We start from the raw sequence: 21,339 nt of genomic DNA, 5'->3' as shown, positions 1-21,339 counted from the left end.
TATGAAAAACTATATCAAAAAGCTCCTCTTTTTAGGGTTGCTGGCATTAACTGCGCATTCTTCTTTCGGACAGACGGGAAGGGGCTGGCCATTTAACCTGTTTTCTAAAAAAGATACCGTAAAGAAAGATACGGTTGCTAAGGTAGTGCCAAGGCAAGCTTTGAAGAGTTATGCATCGGTTATTACCAAAGCATTCAAAACACAGAACGGGCTCTTTACAGTTCATAGCTCAAAGGATATCATCTATTTTGAAATTCCTGATTCGCTTCTCAAACGCGATATTATGGTGATTAACAGATTAACAAAGGCACCTGCAGGGCTTGGTATGTATCCTGGTGAGGAATTGGATGAAAACACCATCCGGTTCGAAAAGACCCAGGACTCAAGTATCAGGATCCGATATCACCTGATAATAAATGAGGTAGATTCTGCCGACGCGATTTCCAGGGCTGTACGCGATGCCAGTGTAGACCCCATTGCAATAAGTTTCCCCATCGTGTGTTACGGCAAGGATTCTAAGAGCTATGTAATTGATGCTTCCAAATTTCTGAAAGACAGGAGTATGGTTAATAACATAGACCAGAGTACTCAGATTGCAAAAGGAGTTAACACCTTTTCAATGAAGGACTATCGTGTTGAATCAATTCATGTGTATCCGGAAAATGTTGAAATCAGTATCAGTAAAAACATGGATTCGAAATTGGTTCCGGCTACAACTCCGCAACTTACTGTAGAATCGCATACTTCATTCATTGTTTTGCCACAGGTGCCAATGCGCCGCAGGCTTTCCGACCAACGCGTTGGATATTTTGTGGATAAGCATTTTTCATTTAACGATCAGCAGCAGCGTTCGGAAATTAAGAATTTCATTGTACGCTGGCGTTTGGAGCCTAAGCCCGAAGATGTTGAAAAATGGAAGAAGGGCGAGCTTGTTGAACCCCGCAAACCAATTGTAATCTACGTGGATCCGGCTACACCCAAACAATGGCGCCCATATTTGGTTGCCGGGATCAATGATTGGCAGAAAGCCTTCGAACAAGCGGGCTTTAAAAACGCCATTATTGGTAAGGAATGGCCCGAGAACGACACTACCATGCACATGGATGATGCTCGGTATTCTATGATCAATTACTTCCCATCGGATGTAGCCAACGCCTACGGCCCCAATATCCACGATCCAAGAAGCGGGGAAATTATCCAGACTCATATCGGTTGGTACCATAACGTAATGAGCCTTTTGCATGATTGGTATATGGTGCAGGCGTCAGCGGTAGATCCGGCTGCCAGAAAACCAAAGTTTGATGAAAAGCTGATGGGGGAGCTTGTCCGATTCGTATCGAGCCATGAAGTAGGACATACACTTGGCCTCAGACATAATTTTGGAAGCAGTAGCCTTACCCCCGTGGATAGCCTACGCAGTAACAGCTATCTTACTAAATACGGGCATACAGCAAGTATTATGGACTATGCCAGGTTTAATTATGTAGCTCAGCCCGAAGATCATATCGAGCAGAAAAATCTTTTCCCGCGTATTGGCGACTATGACCGATGGGCGATAGAATGGGGCTATAAGTATAGCGGCGCAAATACCGAAGATGAGGATAAGAAGATCATGAACGGCTGGATCATGAATAAATCGGGCTCCGGAAAACGCACCTGGTATGGTGATGGTGAAACCCGCAAGTGGGATCCCCGTTCACAAACTGAAGATCTGGGCGATAATGCCATGAAGGCAAGCGCCTACGGTATTAAAAACCTGCAGCGTATTGTTCCCAACCTGGTAAACTGGACAAAAGGTGAAGGAGGGGTTAATAACAATCTTCTTACCATGTACAAAGCGGTTCAGTCACAATATTTCAACTACATGGGGCATGTGCTAAAAAATGTTGCCGGTCTTTACTATAATCCAAAAAGTGAGGAAGAAAAGGGGCTTGTTTACGTTCCGGTAAGCAGAAACCGCCAAATAGAGGCCCTGGCATTCTTTAATCAATATTTGTTTAAAACACCCGACTGGCTTTTAGATAAATCAGTAATGGCGAGGATTGAGGCCCCGGCAGACCCCGATTTTATTTCGGATACGCAGATCAGGGTATTGAATACATTGCTGGATTTCGGAACATTAGGCCGTATGCAGGCCCTGGTAAATAAATTTGGTACAAAAGCAGTTCCGGTGGATGACTTTGTGGCGGTTATACATAAAGGTATATGGAAGGAAATTGAGACAGACAAAGCAATAAAAGTAGATAAGTACAGAAGGAATCTTCAAAAGGCGTATCTGGGAAATCTCATTGCTATGTTGACCACAAAAGAATCGGAATCTGCCGAAAATGACGCGTTCTCAATCGTTAAAGCCGATCTGTACAAGCTTCAGGCGGAGCTTAAACGTGCTATCCCAAGATCCACAGATAAGTTGACTACATATCACTTGCAGGATTTGGAAAGACGTATCGAATCAATGCTGAGACTAAGCTAAGCACCATGAAAATTTTTGGATAATCAAAATAACCTGGCCGATAAGCGGTCGGGTTAAATAATACTGTCCGGAGTTTGAATATTATAGTGAAAAATTACAAATGTTTGTTATGGGCAGTCATGCTATTCCCGCTGTCGGCCAATGCTCAGGAAAAGCTTAAAACTATATATGGAAAAGTATCCGATGTGGAATTTAAGGCGCTTTCTGGTGCTACCATAAAATTAAAAGGGAAGCAGATAGGGGCCTTTACGGATAGTCTTGGTTATTTTATGGTAAAGACACGTTTTAGCGGGAAACACTGGCTGTTTTGCTCATCTGTAGGTTTCAGAACAGATAGCGTTTTAGTCGATATCGGAAAGGATAGTACCCGTGCTGATTTTCAGTTAAAAACCACAAACAATGATTTAAGCGCTGTAAACATTGTACTTAAACGAAAAATTGGTGAAGTGCCCAGAACCTACACGCTCAACGAATACGATATTGTTACAACCGCGGGAGCTGTGGGCGATGTTTCGGCTGCGTTACAGACATTTCCAGGCGCATCGCCTGCCGGGAATGAAACCGGACTTTTTATTCACGGTGGTACCTCACAGGAAAGCCAGGCCTTTTTTGATGGCATGCTGGTGAAAAACGCGTTTGGAAGCAGGTTGCCGGATGTGGCCAACAGAAGCCGTTTTTCGGCGTTTTTGTTTGAACGAACAACTTTTACCGGCAGCGAAGGATACGGTGCCGAGTACGGCGAAGCACTTTCGTCTGCTTTTATAATGGATACCAAGGGAATTCCCGGGGCGTCATCAACCGAGTTTTCGCTCCTTAGTCTTGGGACTGGCGCCGCGCATACAGAACGTTTCAAAAATAGTTCGTTAATGGTTGGTGGCAACTATTATAATTTTGGACTAAATAATAGTGTAATACCTCAAAATACATTGTGGCGCGAGGATCCCCGGCAATACCAAACATCCACTCATTATAAATTAAGAACTAAAACAGGAGGCATGTTTAAGCTATACGCCGATTACAGTGATACCCGGTTGGCTTTTGATATCAGAAACCCTAATAAAAATAGTCTTGATCTGTTAGGTAACATCAATAAGAACCTTTATCTGAATGCTACATACAGGGAATATCTTGGGCCGTATTGGAAGCTTTTTGCCGGGGTTGCCTATAACCGCACCCTGGAGAGTGGAAAGGTAAACGCTGATCCTTATAATCAAAATGATAACGCCTGGCATGAAAAAATTACATTGTCGAGGAGCTTTGCTAATAACAGTTTAATTACTGTAGGGGGGGAGCAGTTTCAAAATTCAAGGGCTGAGGGTTATGCGGGGATGTCGCGAAGTTATAGTGATGTGCTTTCTGCTTTGTTTGTTTCTGCCGACGTTTTTGTTAACAAGGTTTTATCAGTACGATCTGGAATACGTGGAGAATATTCGGCCTATTTAAACAAGTATAACCTTTCGCCACGGTTAGGTCTTATCTTTTTTGCGGGCAGAAAAAGCAGCTTTACATTAAATTATGCTTCATATTATCAAAAACCGGACGACAGTTTTCTGGCCCAGACGGCTAAGCTTAAATATGAGGAATCGATCAATTATGCGCTCTTATATGAACTGAAAATCCCGCACAGAAATCTTAAGGCAGAAGTTTTTTATAAGGATTATAGAAATCTGACAAAGATCACAACTCCGGTGTTTTCAGGATTTCAGGCGTATGGTCCCCCCGTAGTTATTTACGACTTTAATAATCAGGGAAGCGGATATTCGCGCGGCTTTGATTTGTTATGGCGGGATCAAAGTTTTGCCGTTGGCGAATACTATGTTTCTTACTCTTACCTTGATACCAAGCGCAATTATATTGATTATCCCGTTGCCGGCCGGCCTCCATTCGCGCCCGAGCATGTGCTTAATATAGTGGGACGAAAATATATAACGGGGTCTAATATCCAGGTAAGCGGGACGTATACTTTCAGCAGCGGAAGAACCTATTTTAATCCGCTGAATCCCGTGTTTCTGTCAGATAAGACCAGGGATTTCAATAATCTGAGTCTCGGCCTGAGCTACATACCCCCAATGAAAAAGAATTTTGCGGTGTTTAACGTCACTTTTGCCAATGTACTTGGCTTTAATCAGGTATATGGCTACCGGTTCAGCTATGACGGAAGCAGAAGCGAGGCGATACTACCACCAAGTAAAAGGGGCGTTCTGATCAGTTTCTTACTCAATATCGGAGATGGGCAGTTTAACCATTAAGGAAATATATCGAGGCGCTTCTAATTAAATATATCATAAAAATAAAATCAGTTTTAGTTAACCAAACCTTTCCAAATTTTCAAGTATTGAATTAGTTAGTTGATTATGTTGTGCGCAGACGGCGAATGCCGCTGCGCTCTTTTTTGAATATTTTGAAATGCGACTTTGGTACTTCTATAATTAAATTTATACCCTCTTAACTCTTTTCCGACACGCTATGTTAAGCGCCGGTTGCAAACTGGACGTGCATAGGGTCCGGAGTCTTGAAATGGCGGCCGTCGCTCCAGCCATGTTTAGTCCAGATGTTATACCACCAATCCGGAAGGGGCTTGGTAAGCGGTTTCTTGTGAGGATTATGGACTGGGTCCCAATCTATAGCAATACCATAGCTGTGAAGAGATAATGCAGAGGTATTACCAGTGCTTTTTCGAAAATTAAATCCACCTCCCGTTTGATCAAGCCGGTTTTGGTGTAGCCAGCACCTGACATCATCATCAGTAGGCGAATTAAGTTGTACAACCGCATATTCCCATATTTCTGTCATGACCTGAGAGAATATGGGTGCCAATAAAGTATGCATTTGGATTCCTGAGATGGGTTGAAGCTGCTTGCCTGTTTCCTGATAATATAGTTTCCAACCTTTCAGGTGGTTTTACCAATTGGATATGGGCAGGTATCCAAGCCTTGTTTTCTGTACCATCCGCATTGGGCGGGGTTGCCGAATAATGCGTTTATTTGCTGATAGCCATGTGGTGTGTTCATAAAGATTTGTTTAGGTTAGTAAAATATATAGCAGTATATTATTGTCTGCAATGTGATATTTATCTATCAATAATTCAATGGGTTATCATATTTAAAAAGTGATAATTTTCTATGGGTTATCATATTGATTATTTCTTTCTTGAATTTGCTACGGATTTAATATCTCTTCGACGTACAAATCCCTGCAGGGACATACAAATGGCGTAGCTCTTGGCGCCCAGGAGCTTTATTTTTAAGCGTTTCTGTCCTTTACAATTCCGGCCCTTTATGTGTAAATCAGATTTTAGGAGATTTAGGAGCGGCTGAAACATTCCTTTAGCCCGGGTTTTTCCTCTATAAAGGCTACCACTTTTTATTAATTAAGATCAACTAATGCAGGTCATGTGCAAAGCTTTGCGTTTTGTTTGTGAGAAATAGGAAGTATCTTATTAGGTAGGCTAAGTTTTTAATCTGACAGTCAATAGGTTGATCAAAAAAAGCCATGCCTTTGGCCTTGTTACTTATACAAGTTTTGCTGCTCCTTTGTATTCAGAAAAATATCGGTTTTTTTTAAAGGGAAACAATCCGGCTGCTAACTGCAGGTTATGGATTGACGGGCAACTGATGGACGCCAATAAAAATTTATTGGAAATTGATTTGGATAATATTAAGCGTTATTCCATCAAATTGGAATGTGCCGGCTCTGCTATCCAGAAAAATGCCGTTCAGCTTTATTGGAAAAGCGCAAACCGGTCTGTACAACCAATTCCTGACGACCGGCTTTATAACCTGAGCGAACCCTTTGATCCAACGACAATCCAACTGATGGACGGCCTGCCTTTTAACAGTCCGCTTGAGGACGGCCGCTACGGCTGGAAACGAAACCCTGTAGCAGAGGATAATACAGATAAGTATACACAAATGTGGAACATACACACCAATGTTAAATCCTATCGCAAAGTAATACCCGATATTTATGTAAACTACCGCCAGCAAAACAAAACCGCTTTTTTAAGCCGCAACCTGGGTACGGCGGGAAACCTGCCCCTCTGGACATTATCAGGCATTCTTAACTTTACCATCAATTGTGTTAACGTAGGTGCAGGCAATAGTGTTGACGAAAAAAATGCAGTTTTCCTCCGGGTGCTGGATTGGATAAAAAACAAAAGGTGATTGCGCGGGTCTGTTTAAATTCGCCTTATTATAAAGGGGATGTCAGTTTACTGGTCAACTCAACCCCGGTTGTTAAACTTAAATATGATGAGGTACAGAGCCTGGCAGATCGCTGGCCTGGCATTACCTTAAAAATGATGAACGGTCGCCTGGTGGCCGGTTTTGGTAATCGTTCGCTGGTACCTATTCAGCCTCTGGATAAAAACGCTGACCTAAAAAATCCTGCGGCTATAAAGTTGGTTTGTGCCTTGCTCAATAAGACAGGAGGCTATACTTTAGGCCTGGATAGCTGGAAGTTTGAACCGGGGAAGTAGTCTGAAGATGTTGATCATGTGGTAACAAAAAATGGTATTAGCTTTAGTCAATATTTGCCGCTGGCTGGCGGAACCATGACCGGCAATTTGGCTATGAGTGCCGGTCATGGTTTCAGCGCCCTATTTTAGCTTTAGTGGTCTTTACCCGCAACCATCTACGGTTTCCGATGTCGCTTTGCTTCCTAATGTATCTATTGGAAATATTTGACCTGGTTGGTTGGGCCCCGATTTTCGTTTTATACTAAATTGAAAAACCGCGTACGCCATCTCATTGCTTTGGAAATTAAAGAAAAATCCGGTGGAAGATGAAATAGCAATATTGATACTATATTAACCAGAAAATGTTGAATTGCATTGCCTTGAAAAGCGAATAGGGCTTCACGTCATCAGGAAGAGGTAGGTATAATTATACACCCAGTATTTTTTCACGATATATTAGCCGGAAATAATCAGTTACTTTCAAAGTTTCTTGCGTTAAAGGAAATATTGTTTTAGTTTAGTGCGGAATTTGAATAATGAAATTACCTAAATTGAAATCACAAAAGCGTTTGCAGGCTTATACGCTTACTGAAATCCTGGTGGTACTGGTTATCATCGGAATCCTCGTTTTACTTGTATTGCCCAACCTGCTTCCTTTGATTACCAAAGCCAAAAGTACCGAAGCCAAATTGCAGCTCAACCACCTCCAGGTGCTGGAAAAAAACTATTTCTATGAGCATTCCAAGTATTCCAAAGATCTCGTCGAGATCGGCTTTATCCAGGAAAAACTGAGTACAGAGGGAAAAGACGCGAAAGCGAATTACCGAATAGAGATCACCGATGCCTCCAATAACGGTTTCACAGCACGGGCAACCTCTGTTGTTGATTTTAACGGTAACGGTACTTTCAACGTTTGGCAGATCGATCAGGATAAAAACCTGAAAGAAGTAACACCTGATTAACGTGTCGCTGGTTTTAAAGCTGGTGGTACTTGCAGTACTGGGGGCGCTCGCGGTGCAGGATTTTAAGAGCCGGTCTGTGTATTGGTTTTGGACGCCTATTATGATATTTATCTTTGTGGGTTTAAACCGCGCCCGGATAAGTGATCTGAACGGATATTGGTTAGCGGTTTTTTGTAACCTTGGTTTTATCACGTTACAACTGGTTATCCTGACATGTATTTTTTCTCTGAAAAAGCGGCGGCTCATTAATATCACTGAACAAATGCTGGGCTGGGGGGATATCCTTTTCCTGGTTTCAATAGCGTTCTATCTGTCGGTGCTGAATTTTATTTTTTTCTATGTAATAAGCCTGATCGGGGTATTGCTCTGCTGGTGGCTGTGGCACTTGATTTCAGGGGGAAGGCACCGCTTTATCCCACTCGCAGGCTTTTACGCCGTCTTTTTATTTTTTTTGCTGGCGGGCGACTGGTTTCGTTTCCATATAAATGTTACCGATGATTTTTGGATTTGGCGCACGATTTATAATTAATGGACAACGACGATATATTATTATTAACGGAAAATATTCACCTGCTTAGCAAGGAGCAGGCATGGTATTACCGCGTTTTGCCCAAAAGCGGTTCCGGTGATGCGTTGGAACTTTATTGTGAAGATGGTTCAGATGAAGATAGCCTTACCGCTGAACTGGAAGTATTGCTTGGAAAGAACATCTTACTTGAGCAATTACCTTCCACAACCGTGGCCCGGCTGCTCTCCAAATACTATCTCCGGGAGAACGCGGTAGAAAGTACCACACAAATGCAACTGGGCAAGCATGCCGATGATTTTCTTGAAAATCTGATCTCGGAGGCAAAAAGCTTGAAAAGCAGCGATATCCATATTGAAAGATATGAACAAAAATGTCGGGTTAGGATCCGGATAGACGGGAACATGGTGGAGCGTTACCTGCTTAAGAACGATGATTACCCCGCGCTGATTAACAAGATCAAGATCTTCGCCAACCTTGATATCGCCGAGAAGCGTTTGCCACAGGACGGTAGGATTAATTTTAGAAGCGGAGATCACCAGTTCGATATCCGAGTGTCCGTACTGCCGACACTCTACGGAGAAAAAGTAGTGCTTAGGTTGCTGAACAACGACGCCACCAATATCGATCTAAACAGCCTTGGGTTTTCAGATACCGACCTGGAGAATTACCTGCAGGGGGTTAAACGCCCGAATGGGATCCTGCTAATCAGCGGGCCTACAGGCTCCGGTAAAACAACGACACTTTATGCCACGCTGAAACTATTGAATAAGGAAACCCGGAATATCCTGACCATTGAGGACCCGGTGGAATATACCCTGGAAGGGGTCAACCAGGTACAATTGAAGGAATCGATCGGTTTGGGCTTTGCTGCGGCGCTTCGTACCTTCCTTAGGCAGGATCCGGATGTGATCATGGTGGGAGAGATCAGGGACCCCGAAACGGCAAATATGGCTATCCGGGCGGCGCTCACCGGTCACCTTGTGCTGTCAACGATTCATACCAATTCAGCATGGGGCACAGTATCCCGTCTTATTGATATGGGAATCCCCTCTTTCCTTGTGGCCAATACGCTTAGCACGACGGTCGCTCAACGGTTGATCCGGCTGTTATGTCCGAACTGTAAAACGCAGCATAGTTTTGACCCTTCAATGTATCCGCGTCAATATCGTCCTTCCCGGGAGGTGAAGCACCATTACCGGCCGCATGGTTGCGAAGAATGTTATTACACCGGTTACAAAGGCAGGAAGGCTGTTTACGAGGTGATTCCGGTTGACCTTGACCTGGCGGACGAGATCAAGAAAGGGAATGCTAATATTCATGGTTTATTGGCGGAACGCAGCATTCATACACTGGCAGAAAACGCATTTGATATTTTCAGTGAGGGGCTTACGTCTATTGATGAGATCTACCCGCTGTTATTTAATTATTAGGAAGAGATATGGGGAAAAGACTTTTACTTTTTTTATTTTTTGTTTGGGCGATATCATCCGGATTTCCCGCAATGGGGCAGGAAACGGAGCGTATCCAGGGCATTCATCAAAAGCTGGACGACCTGGCCTTAAGGGTGCCTGGGCTTGGTCAGCGTGTACAACTGCGGGTGAGCGGGGGGTCGATCCGGGAATACCTGAACACGCTTGCGCGTGCTAATAACCTCAACATTAGCGTGGACCCTGCGCTGACCATTGTCGTATATGATAATTTTAACAATGCGACAGCGGCCAATATCCTGATGTTGATGGCGCAGAAATATAATTTGGATGTTACTATCGTAGGAACGATCATTTATATCACGCCTTTCCAGGATCCTAACCGTTTTGTGAAACCATTAGTGAAAGATATCAACGCGAAATATAACACTGCCGGTAATGCGCTGTCACTGGAGTTGCAGAATGACAGCCTGCCAGCAGTAGCTAAAAAGATCAGCCAGGTTTCGGGTAAGAATGTGATCGTACCGGGGGCACTGCAGGGCAAGCTTGTAACCGCGTTTATTGAAGGTGCTCCATTTGAGGGGGCATTGGAAAAGCTGGCTTATACCAACGAGTTGAAAATGGTGAAGACAGCGGACGGTTTTTATTTGTTTCAGCCATTAGGGGAGAATGAAGAATTATATATCAATGGCGACCGCAATACCTCTGTAAGGAAGAATTTCAGGCCGTCAGGGCCTTCGCAAGGGGGACCAGCAGGTTTGTATGTACGGATGGTGAATGGACAGAAACTGATTACCGCTGATGCTGTAGGCGCACCAATCAACGATCTGGTAAAACAGGCCTCACAGGAAACTGGCAAAAGCTACTCGATTTATTCAGAGATCAAGGGTAATATTACTTTGCACGTAACTGATGTTAGTTATGATACCTTTCTAAACCTGCTTTTTAAAAGCACGGAGTATACCTTTCATTCTGAAGGTGGGATCTACATCATTGGTGACCGGAAGCAGGAGGGCCTGAGGTCATATAAAGCCATCCACTTGCAAAACCGGGCTATCGATACCGTAGTAATGATGATCCCCGCTGACTGGAAACGCGGACTGGAGCTTAAAGAGTTCCGGGAGCAGAATACTTTGCTGGTATCGGGTTCCGATGCACAAATTAACGAGGTAGAGGCTTTTATTAAACAACTCGATGTGCTGGTGCCAAGTGTGCTGGTTGAAGTGACCTTGATCGATATCCATAAGTCACGTTCAGTATCTACAGGTATTACGGCCGGCGTTTCGGACAGTGTCAAGACAGGAGGTACCGTATTGTCGGGATTGGATTATACATTCGGCGCTAAGTCGATCAATAATTTCCTAAGCAGCCTGAGTAAGAACAGTTCGATCAACCTCGGGCGGGTGACCCCTAATTTCTACATCAGCCTGAAAGCGCTGGAGGAAAGCAATAACGTGGATGTCCGTTCTGTGCCAAAACTGGTTGCTTTGAACGGTCATACTGCAAAAATGAGCATAGGCAGTAAACGCTATTATAAAAACACCACGCAAAACGTGATTACTACCACTGCTACACAGTCTATTTTTTCTAACGTTTATGAGGCGGTAAACGCTGACTTGTCTATTGGGATCAAGCCGCTTGTTTCCGGAAATGATGAGGTTACACTCGGCATCAGCGTTAATATTTCTGACTTTACCTCCATTCCTACAGACGGTTCTCCGCCACCGCAGTCAATCAGCAAATTTGAAACCAGTTTGCGGGTGCATAGCGAGGATACGATAGTTTTGGGAGGGATTGAGCGGACCGAAAGCGATGAAAGTGGCTCTGGCATCCCAATTCTTTCACGCATCCCGGTACTGAAATGGATATTCAGTAGCAGAACCAAATCTAAATCTAAGGTAGTTAGTGTACTGTTTATCAAATCAACTATCATCAGATAAGAAGATGGCGATACTGGACCGGTTCTACGAAATTAAACAGGCAGGGGGATTAGCGCTTACGATCCGGAAGGATGGTAACCCTTCGGCTGATTATTGCCAGGTAGCACTGGAGGGCAAAAATCTGTCCCTTGAGAAAAAAATTACCGGGCTGGAATTCCAGGAGCTAGGAAAGCAAATAAGCAGCGCGGTACCTTTAAGTATCAATATTTCAGGCCGGGGCGTATTGTATAAGCAGTTGGACAGGGCAGCGGAGATAACGTCCGCGAATTTTTCGGTGGTGTTGCCTAACGCTGACATGGATGATTTTTACGTACAGCATTTTCCTTCTGGAAATTATTCTTTTGTTGCCGTTATCCGCAAGGCAGAAGCGGACAAATGGCTGGACCTGATCCGCGAGCAGGGTTTGTTTCCCCTTATGCTCAGCCTGGGGCCTTTTCCGACAGATCACATCCTGCCGCAGTTGAATATTTATAATGAAGAAATCATATTCGGCGGTATTAAGATCGAACGGTCTGAAAACAAACACTGGGAAAAATTGAGCTTCAATGATAGTTTCCAGGCGATTTATGCCATTAAAGTGGAGAACGAAGTGCTCGACCAACAGCTGATTGTTGCTTATGGTACAGCATTTCAATTACTGTTTGCTGGAAAGTTGGATCAGGTGAAGACGAATGTGCCGGACCTGGAACTGGCTTTTTCGAGGTTGATTAGCCACCGTAAATTTAAAGCCAAGGGGATGATTGTACTGGCCATCTTCTTTGTTTTACTGCTTGCGAATTTTATGTGGTTATCAAGCTTGAATGCTGAAAATACAAGGCTGGCTGCTGAAGTCAGCACGTCAGCCAGGACAAGTACCGACCTGCAGGCCCTCACTGACCAGATCCGCCAGAAGGAATCTCTATTAATAGCGCTTGGGTGGGACAGCGGGATCAACAAAAGCGGCCTGATAGACCAGGCCATGGCATTGATGCCGGCTGAACTGACGTTGAAGCAAATCGACATTAATCCTGTAAATGCAACCGCCGGTCATGGCTTCGGCGGATTGAAATTCCAGGATCGAAAAATGCTGATCCGTGGCGAATCTGCACAGGTCATTCCGGTTAATGAATGGGTTGCCAGGTTGAAATCAAAGAAATGGGTAAAAGGCGTGGAGCTGGAAAGCTACAATTTTAGCAATGAATTGAATACCGGGGTGTTTACTATAACTTTAAGCTATTAATATGCTGAATCACTGGCCATTTAAAAAAGATTACTTATTGGTATTGGTAGTAGTGATACTGGCATTGGCCGGTTATGAGCTGGCCTTCAGGCATACCCTTGAAGCAAATGACCTTAATAAACAGTTGCAGGAACAGCTCGCGCAGCAGCACAATGTTGCCGATCAGCCGGGTTATACAGATCGTAAGAATGCCAACCTGGATCGCATTATCACCCTTTACCGGGCGGATACCGTAACCTACAGGAGTAACGCCATCAACACGATAGCTTTAATGGCAGACAGGAACCAAGCAAAATTTGTCAGCGCGCCTGGGCCCGATAAAAATTACCGCACGGAAACATATATGATTCAGAAGCTGAGTTTTTCGGGGGACTTTTTTTCCCTGTTGAAGCTGCTTAATCAATTGCAGGCAGCCAGAGGAACGGGGATGCTCCGTTCTTGTTCATTCAGAGCGCCTGCAAAGCAGGATGGACCGGCTGCTGGAATCTTGTTGGATGTATTTCTGGAGATTACTATAAAGTAAATCAGGCGTCTTATCCAGAAAGCTGATGAAACAAAAACCATAAACGCCGACTGGCAGCATTAGTCAAAACAACTTAATTTAAAAAGATAACCCAACCGATTTATGAAAAAAAAGTGTTTGTTATTATTGGCCGGAAGCTTATTCGTATACCAGCTTACGAATGCCCAAACTAAAACAGTTACTGTTGATGCAAATGATGCGCTGAACAACAATACTAAGATTGTGGCCCAGACTTCCGTCGGACAGTCTTTTTTTACCGGGCATCAGATCGGCGCAGGATATTATTACCCGGCAGGAATCTTCCGCGCCATTACCGACAATAACAATAACGCGGCGAATTACTATTTCGACGGGATAACCAATGGTGCGACCAATTTTAGTGTAAGGGCGGATGGACAAGGCTATTTTGCGGGGAATTTAGGGATAGGGAACTCAAATCCGGATGCCAAGTTGACCGTGTTTTCATCAGCCGGATTAGGTAGTGTTGCCAAGAACTTTGTTCTGGTGAGTTCCGTGGGTGGAGCTTCGGGCGCAAACAATTTCAAAAATAATATATGGCTTGTGAGAAACGCAGCCGGCGGGGATTGGTTGACAGCCAGACTGCATGATGGCATTTCTATTGATGTTTCATTTTTAAGTCCGCAAACAAATACCCGTACCTGGTGGGAAAGAGATCCCAACCAGGATGTTCAATCCTGGGGAACTTCAGCGAATACCTATATGACGATTGTTCAGGGCAATGTGGGTATCGGTATAACAAACCCACAAAACAAGCTGGATGTTAACGGAACTATCCATACCAAGGTGGTAAAGGTGGATATGACCGGTTGGGGAGACTATGTTTTCAAGCCGGACTACCGGCTACTATCTCTATCAGCGCTAAAGACATATATCGACCAGAACCGGCATTTACCGGAAATACCATCAGCAACGGAGATCGAAAACAAAGGCCTGGACATTGGCGAAATGAATAAGCTACTGATGAAGAAGGTGGAAGAACTGACGCTTTACCTGATCGAAAAGGATAAACAGGACCACGTCCGTGATGTAGCTGCCAAAGTCAAAGATAAACAGCTGGCGTCTCTGCAAAAGCAGATCAACGAACTGAAGAAAAGCCAGGCTGCTTATTCAGCAAAAAAATAATTGGATGGGCGGATAAAATGTAAATCCGGCTGCGTTAAACATCCGGATTTGCATATATCCTCTATCACTGATCCTGAAAATTTGAGGATGCCTGAAGCTGCTGCTACTGAAAACTGTTGCTCATCTGGAACATCGGCAAGTACATGGCGATCAGGATGATACCTACAATAAGCCCTAAAAAGATGATAATGAGTGGCTCCATCATGCTGCTGATGGTGGAGGTTTTATATTCTACTTCATCAATGTACTGTTCGGAAATTTTAGCAAAGAAATAATCAAGCTGGTTGGTTTCTTCTCCCACTTTTAACAGCTGGATCAGCTTGGCAGGGTAAATTTTAAACTGCTGCAGGCTCTGGTGCAGAGACTTTCCTTTCATGATGTCGTCCTCTACCTTTTGCAGAGTAGATTCGATGGGATAATAACCGATCATCTGCCGGCTTAGCGCGATAGCGCGCAACAGCGGCAGGCGGGCGTTGATCAGCAGACGCATGGAATTACAGAAACGTGCAAGGTAGATCTTTTGTACGATATTGCCGGCCAGTGGCAAGCGAAGTACTACCTCTGAGACCAATTGACGGTACCGCTCCGTTTTTCGGTTATACCAGATTATGGCGGCGACGAGGGCAATTGCGATCACAAATTTGTAAAAGTTATTTTCCATCGCCTGGGAGATGTTGATGATCTTTTCCGTGATCCAGGGGAGCTGACCGCCAAAACGTTTGAATACATCTCCAAACATAGGAACTACGAATTTCAGCATGAAAAATACCGCCCCTAACGAGGTACTTAATACTACACAGGGATAAGTCAGCGCTGATACGATTTTTCGGCGCTGTTTGATCTTATTCTGATAGAATTTAGCAAGGTCTTCAAGCACCTCGGTAAGTTTGCCGGTTTCTTCGCCGATTTGCAGGCTATAAACCTCGTAAAGCGAGAATTTTCCGGTTTGCTCCAGCGCCTGAGAAAAAGGTGCGCCCTTTAGTACAGCCTGTTGGATAGTCTGGAACAATTGTTTATCCTTTTCCTTTTCCTGATCGGCGGTGATCAATTCGAAACTGCTTTTAAGATTGATGCCGGCCAGTAGGAGGGAGCTGAGTTCAAGGTATAAGGCTTCTTTTTTTTTATCGCTCAGCTCCTTACTGCCGAAACTGATATCCTTGTTCAGCAAGTCGGACAGACTATTCCCGCCTTTTGATCCCGACGGTTTCGGCGTTTTTTGTGGCTCATACCTGCTCAGGTCGATGGAAGGCATTAGTTGAGTAATTTAAAAAGGTTAACGGAACTATAGATCTTGTGGTAATGATACGGAATTTTCCGTCCTTCTGCCGCGAGTACCACGCGTAGGTCATCCACGCGCCCCCCCGATTCGGAAGCTGGGCCAGATTCAAATGTCATCACGAAACTTTCCATACTTACTTTAAAGGTATCAGCATGCATTTTTTCCCGGATCACCCTTTCCGTGCGGAAACGGTAAACGACAGTATCTTTTGCGCCTTTCATGGTAATAGTATTGCTGTCCCGAAGGATGATTTCTGCTTTATCAATATCTCGCTTTAGCCGCTGATCGAGCATGGCGATGGTACCGGTGCTTTCATTGCGGGAGGCGAAGGATAGATAGGAATGGCTTATGATCGCGTAAGCACTGTACATCAGGCCAATCGCGATGGCGGAAATAAGCATGGTTATTGTAAGCTCCATAATCGTGAAGGCCGGAATGCTGTTTTTATTTTTCATAGGCAACAATCACTTTTTTCAGCTGGGCTATCTGCTCATGATTTGGGTTGAAAGCGGTTAGGGTGACAACTGATAGTCCAGGCTGGTTTTCCAATGGTTTGATTTCCTGAGTGATGGTCAGGTCTTCAATACTTATCTTCTCGTCTGTCTGGCCGCCTGTTTGCTCGGCAGCGAGCAGCGTTTCCTGTAATATGGCCTGCGCGCTTAGTTTTTGAACAGAAAGTGACGAGCGGCTTACATTGGTAAATATCATCATGGCGATCCCGAACACAACGATAATAATGATCATGGATATGATCACCTCCAGCAGGGTTGATCCCTGGATTCGCAGACCTGTCCTCAGTTTGCTTCCAGCCATTGTAGGATCTTTTTGTGTGAACCCGCCACAGGCGCCAGATCACTGCTTAGGTAATAGGGAGAAAGCGCCCGGGAATCAATATTGACATTGATCAGATAATTTTCATAGCGGGTGAACTCGCTCTGGTATAAAAAACGTTTGGTAAATGTGCTGCCGGCTATGGCCGTTTCTGCCCTCAGGTTTAAAATGCCGGCAGAATAAATCTGGCCCGATACCCGCGACTTTTTATCAAGAGATATGACAGGGGCTAATTGCTTATCGTCCTTTTGGTAGCTAAAAACCAGGCCTTCGCAGACTGTCTGCTCGCCAATAGCTAATTTAGCGGGTAGCCCAACGGTGTTGCCCGTACTGAAACGCAACACCCCGAGGCAGGAGGGATAATTGAAGCGACAATCGCGTTCGACGCTGATGGAATCTGTTGCGAAGAGCTGGCAGCAGCCGTGGAAGCCGCTTTTGACAGAAATCCCTTTTGCGAATACAAGGACATTGTCCAGGTGTGCGGTGCTGTCAATGATAAGCGTGGTATCAGAATATAGGATAATGTTTCCCTTCAGACCGATGTTGCCGATTTTCTTGACCTGTTTTCCAAAACTATATACAAGGCTTGTTTTAAGAAAAGACCGGCTAATGTTTTCCGTGTCGGCAGGGAGGCCGGCGATGGGTTGCCGCAGCGTTAATTGTTTTTGTAACTGTTGCAACCTGGTATCTGACAGAACAGGAAGTTTTCTTTCACTGTCGAAAGTTTTACCTCCGATGATATTCTGATCCCCGGTATAAGCCAGGTTATCCACATAAGCGGTTCTGATACCAGCCTTAGGGATATAAGCGTTTCCACGGATAAGGGTATTTCCGCCAACTGAAACCGGGCGGTCTTCATCGATCAGGTATAAGGCGGCCCATTTGGATGAATCGATACCGCTTGCTATGGAAAAGGTTTTGTAAAGCGTATCCCTGCTGATAAACGCGCTTACAGCACATACGTCAAATATTCCCCAATTTGTTTTTTTTAGTGTTACTGAATCCGCATCACCATTAAACAGGCTGATCGTGCGCCCCTCCCGGTAACTGCTGTCCCGGTTGTTAAGCAAAATATTGATCCCCGAGCCCAGGTTGTTCTGTAATTGATCGGTACGAAATTTTGCCTGGTACCGGGATTTGTACAGGAAAGCGGTTACGATAAGTGCGGAACATATTACCCCGATGATCAATGTGACCACAATAACCATATATAATGCGGAGGCCCTGAGCATGATTATGATTTTGGAGCCGGAGCGGCTTTTTCCTTTTTCTTTTTGAAAATATTGATCCTTTTCAGGAAGCTGCCGGTTTTTGGAGGAACAACTTTGCCGTTTTTATAAACAATCGTCTTAACAGAATCCAGTCCGGCATGATAAACGATCTTTCCGTCGAGCAAGCCACGGTCATACCGCCCGGATTGCGTCTCGTTCCCGTTCGCGTCGTAATAAGCGAATTTTCCATTTTTGATGCCTTCGTCCCAGGTGATAACACCGCTGAGGCGGCCGCCTTCGGTCCAGGATTTCCAGGTCCCGTCCTTAAGCCCATTCTTAAACGCGCCCTGGACAATCAGATGATGGTGATTATCGGATTCTTCGTAAGTGCCGTTAAGTAGTTTACCACTGAAGCCGCCCTGCTGCTCGTGTATAATATTGCCGCCAAACCAGTAATATAACAGCCCTGCACGCGGGTTAACAGAACCTGAAACAGGGTTTACCTGCGTTTTAACCGTCTTTGTCGAGTCTGTGATATGAATATTATAAAGGCCGTAATCCGGCATCTGGGCCATTACGCTGCCGGACAGCAGTAAAAAAAGTAAAAGGAATAATTGCTTCATGGGTTCGCGGGTTTCAGGGGAATAAATGTTGTTTTGCCCTGGTAGCTGATCTTGATCGAATCCTGGTAGTTTTTGATAAGCTTCAGGTTACCGTTTAGTTCGCCCTCATTCATCATTAGTTCCGTTCCGTTCAGGTGCACCATGGCGACCAGTTTTTTTGAATCCGGATTGCGGATATAGCCAACATACCGAATGAAATCCCAGTTCATAACAGGCCTTGGCATTCGCACCGCCGATTGTGCGGCAGCGACGGCAGGTTTACGGGTGGAGGTATCCTTAGCCCGGGCAACACCAAACGGGTCACGATAGTTGAGCTGCAGGTGCGTGGTGTCTGCAGGGATCGCGTAATCATTATAAGTTTCTTTTCGTGTGGGACCGCTGATAGCGGTCTCTTCCGGTGCCTGATCGCCCAATGCGCCGAATACACGGAAAAGGATAAGTCCCCAGACAATTAGCACTGCGGCGCCCAACAGGTAAGTGGATTTTTTATTCTTCATATAAGACCTTATTGAAGCACAAAACTTTGCAGGGGTGACGCCACACTTTCATTACCTGCTGCGTCCAGCACGCTAACCTTCCAGTAAATTCTTTCCCCCGAAGCTCCCAGGTTAAAGCTATATGTGTTGGTATTAACTAAGGCCGGGAAAGCGCTGCTGTACAACGTAGCGGAGTCCGACTTATATACATAAAGTTTATAATTGGAAGCAGCGGCAGATTTGGTCCATTGCAGGTTTACAGGTTTAGCCACTACTGCGTTGTCTTGCGGAGAGCTTAGCGTAACGCCGGCCGGCGGGGTAGCATCAAAACCGATATTATTAACGGTAGACCATTTAGATTGCTCGGTGGCATTTTCCGCCCTGACCCTCCACTGATAGTTTTGATCCTTTGGAAATTTATAGGTGTATTGCTGGCCTGGTATTGTCAGGTCTATGAGTAGGTGACCGGTATCAGCAAAGTTATTGGTGTCTACCTGGATATGGTAACCGGTGGCATTGAAAAGCGTACCCCATTTGAAAGTTACATTAGCCTGGTTGGTAACCGTATTGTTGGATGGAGCACCAAGCGTAACAATTTGAGCGCTTAGTGTTGAAGGGATAATCGTAAGCCGGTTGGGTGTACTGAATGCGGTTTGGGAACTCCCGTTTTCCGCCCTTACCCGCCACTGATACTCGCCGGGATCAAGTGTCAGCGTAAAACGGTTGCCTTTAACAAGGGTATCGGCGATCAAGCCACCCACAGTATCAAAACCAGGCGTCACCACTTGTAGGCGGTAAGAAAGTGCATCTTCTGTCTCGTCCCACCAAAAATTAACGTTATAGTTGTTGCTCTGGTATTTGTCTGATGGCGCCCTGAGCGTAACCTGACGTTTACTGATGTTAGGTTCAATAAAGTCCTTACATGCCGAAAGGCAAAACAACAGTATCACGTATACATAAAAATGGCACTGGACAGGTTTAAGTTTCATCCCGGCTAAAATAAGCAATATTTACGAAAATGTTGTGCTGCTTTTCTTTAAACGAAAACAATGAAGAGACATGAAATTTAATGATATGATATATATATCATATCATATTTTATTTTTTTTTTCTGATACATTTGTGTCACCTAAACAGCATCAGTATGTGTCTTTTATTTTCCCTGTTTTACATTTTAAACAACGGGCAGAAGCCTGCCCATCCAGGTTCGTTTACACGGATACCTAACTAACATTCTTGATAGCCTGCTAAAGCTCATACGCTGATTGTGGGGCTCGTTATTCTTAATCAAAATTATATTTATCAGAGTTTTATGAAAAAATACTTGATTGCGCTTGTTCCTTTATTTTTAATATATAACGTCGCACGCGCGCAATGGGTGAACAACGGTTCCGTGGTCTCGACCTCGAACATAGTTGGAATTGGGACGAATGCTCCTTCGTCGGCACTGTCTTTAGGGCCGGCTACAACCAATAAGAAATTATTTATTTATGGTGCCGGAAATGAAGCAAGCGGCTTTGGACAGGCCACTTCAGAATTCAGAGTTTTTGGCGTATCATCGGGTGTAAACCACATTAGTTTTGGTAAATACCAGCTCACAACGGATAGTTTTACAGAGCAAATGCGAATAGACAATGGGGGCAATGTGGGTATTGGCACAACCAACCCTCAAAATAAGTTGGACGTTGCCGGCGGCATAACAGGCTCATCTGAGTCCCGGCTTTATCTCACCAATTATACGGATCCATTGCTTGGAACCGGTTTTGCATTAAAAATAGGATCGGGGGGCCTGGCGGTAAACGGAAATTCCATATTTAATGACGGCATCAGCATTGGTAGCTCAAGATTACCGGCCGGCTATAAATTCGCCGTTAACGGCAATGTGATCGCGACTTCGGTCACAGTTAAACTTTACGCGGAGTGGCCGGACTATGTGTTCGGGCCAAATTTTAGCCTGCCGACCCTCAAAGACGTCAAAACTTATATCAAACAGAATCGGCATTTGCCTGAAATCCCATCTGCAAAACAAGTTGCTCAAGAAGGACAGGATCTCGGCGAAATGAACCGGCTTTTATTAAAAAAAGTAGAAGAACTGACGCTGTATCTGATCGAAAACGACCAGAAGGACAAGGAAAGGGAGGCAAAGAAGGAAAAACAGCTTAGCGTACTTGAACGGAAAGTGGCTGCATTGCAAAAAAAACTCGCCAACTCCGCCCTGAAGCGATAAGAATTTTGAATATCAAAGTA

General features: G+C 44.6%; 20 protein-coding genes. 12 read left to right on the top strand and 8 right to left on the bottom strand.

Annotation, left to right across the window (positions count from 1 at the left end):
* Position 1 precedes the first annotated feature (1 nt).
* Together EAH55_RS13925 and EAH55_RS13920 are read left to right on the top strand one after the other, a co-directional pair.
* Entirely contained in the window at positions 2-2,473 is a 2,472-nt protein-coding gene (locus tag EAH55_RS13925; RefSeq protein ID WP_121810202.1) for a zinc-dependent metalloprotease, read from the top strand.
* Between the two features lie 86 nt (positions 2,474-2,559).
* Complete coding sequence (locus EAH55_RS13920) at positions 2,560-4,722, top strand: TonB-dependent receptor (protein WP_162996866.1); 2,163 nt, start codon at positions 2,560-2,562, stop codon at positions 4,720-4,722.
* 220 nt (positions 4,723-4,942) lie between these two features.
* Here EAH55_RS13920 and EAH55_RS13915 read toward each other — a convergent pair whose 3' ends face one another.
* Entirely contained in the window at positions 4,943-5,266 is a 324-nt protein-coding gene (locus EAH55_RS13915) for a M15 family metallopeptidase (protein ID WP_162996865.1), read from the bottom strand.
* Positions 5,267-5,949: 683 nt separating this feature from the next.
* Between EAH55_RS13915 and EAH55_RS13905 the strand changes: the two genes are divergently transcribed.
* The 9 genes from EAH55_RS13905 to EAH55_RS13865 all read left to right on the top strand — a co-directional run bounded on the left by EAH55_RS13905 (position 5,950) and on the right by EAH55_RS13865 (position 14,672).
* Positions 5,950-6,636, top strand: coding sequence for a hypothetical protein (locus EAH55_RS13905; RefSeq protein WP_121810198.1), 687 nt, complete (start codon positions 5,950-5,952; stop codon positions 6,634-6,636).
* The gene (locus EAH55_RS13900; protein WP_162996864.1) at positions 6,633-6,950 is read left to right on the top strand and encodes a hypothetical protein; all 318 of its coding nucleotides are present in this window, start codon (positions 6,633-6,635) and stop codon (positions 6,948-6,950) included. The genes EAH55_RS13905 and EAH55_RS13900 overlap by 4 nt, the downstream gene beginning before the upstream one ends.
* Positions 6,951-7,465: 515 nt before the next feature.
* Entirely contained in the window at positions 7,466-7,891 is a 426-nt protein-coding gene (locus EAH55_RS13895; protein ID WP_121810196.1) for a type IV pilin protein, read from the top strand.
* A gap of 1 nt (position 7,892) precedes the next feature.
* Positions 7,893-8,420, top strand: a complete 528-nt coding sequence (locus EAH55_RS13890) for a hypothetical protein (RefSeq protein WP_121810195.1) — start codon at positions 7,893-7,895, stop codon at positions 8,418-8,420.
* Positions 8,420-9,850 carry a GspE/PulE family protein gene (locus EAH55_RS13885; protein WP_121810194.1) on the top strand — a complete coding sequence of 477 codons (1,431 nt, stop codon included), beginning with the start codon at positions 8,420-8,422 and terminating at the stop codon, positions 9,848-9,850. The genes EAH55_RS13890 and EAH55_RS13885 overlap by 1 nt, the downstream gene beginning before the upstream one ends.
* A gap of 8 nt (positions 9,851-9,858) precedes the next feature.
* Entirely contained in the window at positions 9,859-11,787 is a 1,929-nt protein-coding gene (locus EAH55_RS13880; RefSeq protein WP_244228186.1) for a general secretion pathway protein GspD, read from the top strand.
* A 4-nt stretch (positions 11,788-11,791) separates the two neighbouring features.
* The gene (locus EAH55_RS13875; protein ID WP_121810193.1) at positions 11,792-13,006 is read left to right on the top strand and encodes a hypothetical protein; all 1,215 of its coding nucleotides are present in this window, start codon (positions 11,792-11,794) and stop codon (positions 13,004-13,006) included.
* Between the two features lies 1 nt (position 13,007).
* Positions 13,008-13,529: a hypothetical protein gene (locus EAH55_RS13870; RefSeq protein WP_121810192.1), complete on the top strand. Its 522-nt coding sequence runs from the start codon at positions 13,008-13,010 to the stop codon at positions 13,527-13,529.
* 102 nt (positions 13,530-13,631) lie between these two features.
* Positions 13,632-14,672, top strand: coding sequence for a hypothetical protein (locus tag EAH55_RS13865; RefSeq protein ID WP_121810191.1), 1,041 nt, complete (start codon positions 13,632-13,634; stop codon positions 14,670-14,672).
* A gap of 103 nt (positions 14,673-14,775) precedes the next feature.
* Here the strand turns inward: EAH55_RS13865 and EAH55_RS13860 are convergent, their stop codons facing one another.
* The 7 genes from EAH55_RS13860 to EAH55_RS13830 are packed head-to-tail and all read right to left on the bottom strand — an operon-like array spanning position 14,776 to position 20,081.
* On the bottom strand, positions 14,776-15,924 hold the full coding sequence (locus EAH55_RS13860) for a type II secretion system F family protein (protein ID WP_121810190.1): 1,149 nt from the start codon (positions 15,922-15,924) through the stop codon (positions 14,776-14,778).
* Positions 15,924-16,406, bottom strand: coding sequence for a hypothetical protein (locus EAH55_RS13855; protein WP_121810189.1), 483 nt, complete (start codon positions 16,404-16,406; stop codon positions 15,924-15,926). Before EAH55_RS13855 ends, EAH55_RS13860 begins: the two co-directional genes overlap by 1 nt.
* Positions 16,396-16,764 (bottom strand): hypothetical protein, encoded by a 369-nt coding sequence (locus EAH55_RS13850; RefSeq protein ID WP_121810188.1) that lies wholly within the window; start codon positions 16,762-16,764, stop codon positions 16,396-16,398. Before EAH55_RS13850 ends, EAH55_RS13855 begins: the two co-directional genes overlap by 11 nt.
* Positions 16,746-18,014 (bottom strand): hypothetical protein, encoded by a 1,269-nt coding sequence (locus EAH55_RS13845; protein WP_162996863.1) that lies wholly within the window; start codon positions 18,012-18,014, stop codon positions 16,746-16,748. Before EAH55_RS13845 ends, EAH55_RS13850 begins: the two co-directional genes overlap by 19 nt.
* A 2-nt stretch (positions 18,015-18,016) precedes the next feature.
* Positions 18,017-18,616: a toxin-antitoxin system YwqK family antitoxin gene (locus EAH55_RS13840; RefSeq protein WP_121810186.1), complete on the bottom strand. Its 600-nt coding sequence runs from the start codon at positions 18,614-18,616 to the stop codon at positions 18,017-18,019.
* Entirely contained in the window at positions 18,613-19,113 is a 501-nt protein-coding gene (locus EAH55_RS13835) for a hypothetical protein (RefSeq protein WP_121810185.1), read from the bottom strand. The genes EAH55_RS13840 and EAH55_RS13835 overlap by 4 nt, the downstream gene beginning before the upstream one ends.
* 8 nt (positions 19,114-19,121) lie before the next feature.
* The gene (locus EAH55_RS13830) at positions 19,122-20,081 is read right to left on the bottom strand and encodes a fibronectin type III domain-containing protein (RefSeq protein ID WP_121810184.1); all 960 of its coding nucleotides are present in this window, start codon (positions 20,079-20,081) and stop codon (positions 19,122-19,124) included.
* Between the two features lie 323 nt (positions 20,082-20,404).
* Here EAH55_RS13830 and EAH55_RS13825 point away from each other — a divergent pair, with 323 nt between their 5' ends.
* Positions 20,405-21,319: a hypothetical protein gene (locus EAH55_RS13825; protein WP_121810183.1), complete on the top strand. Its 915-nt coding sequence runs from the start codon at positions 20,405-20,407 to the stop codon at positions 21,317-21,319.
* Positions 21,320-21,339 lie beyond the last annotated feature (20 nt).

This window comes from Mucilaginibacter kameinonensis, assembly GCF_003675385.1.
In the GTDB taxonomy this organism is placed as follows: domain Bacteria; phylum Bacteroidota; class Bacteroidia; order Sphingobacteriales; family Sphingobacteriaceae; genus Mucilaginibacter; species Mucilaginibacter kameinonensis.
Note: the sequence above shows the minus strand (reverse complement) of the source record. Positions and strands in the feature narration are given on the sequence as shown.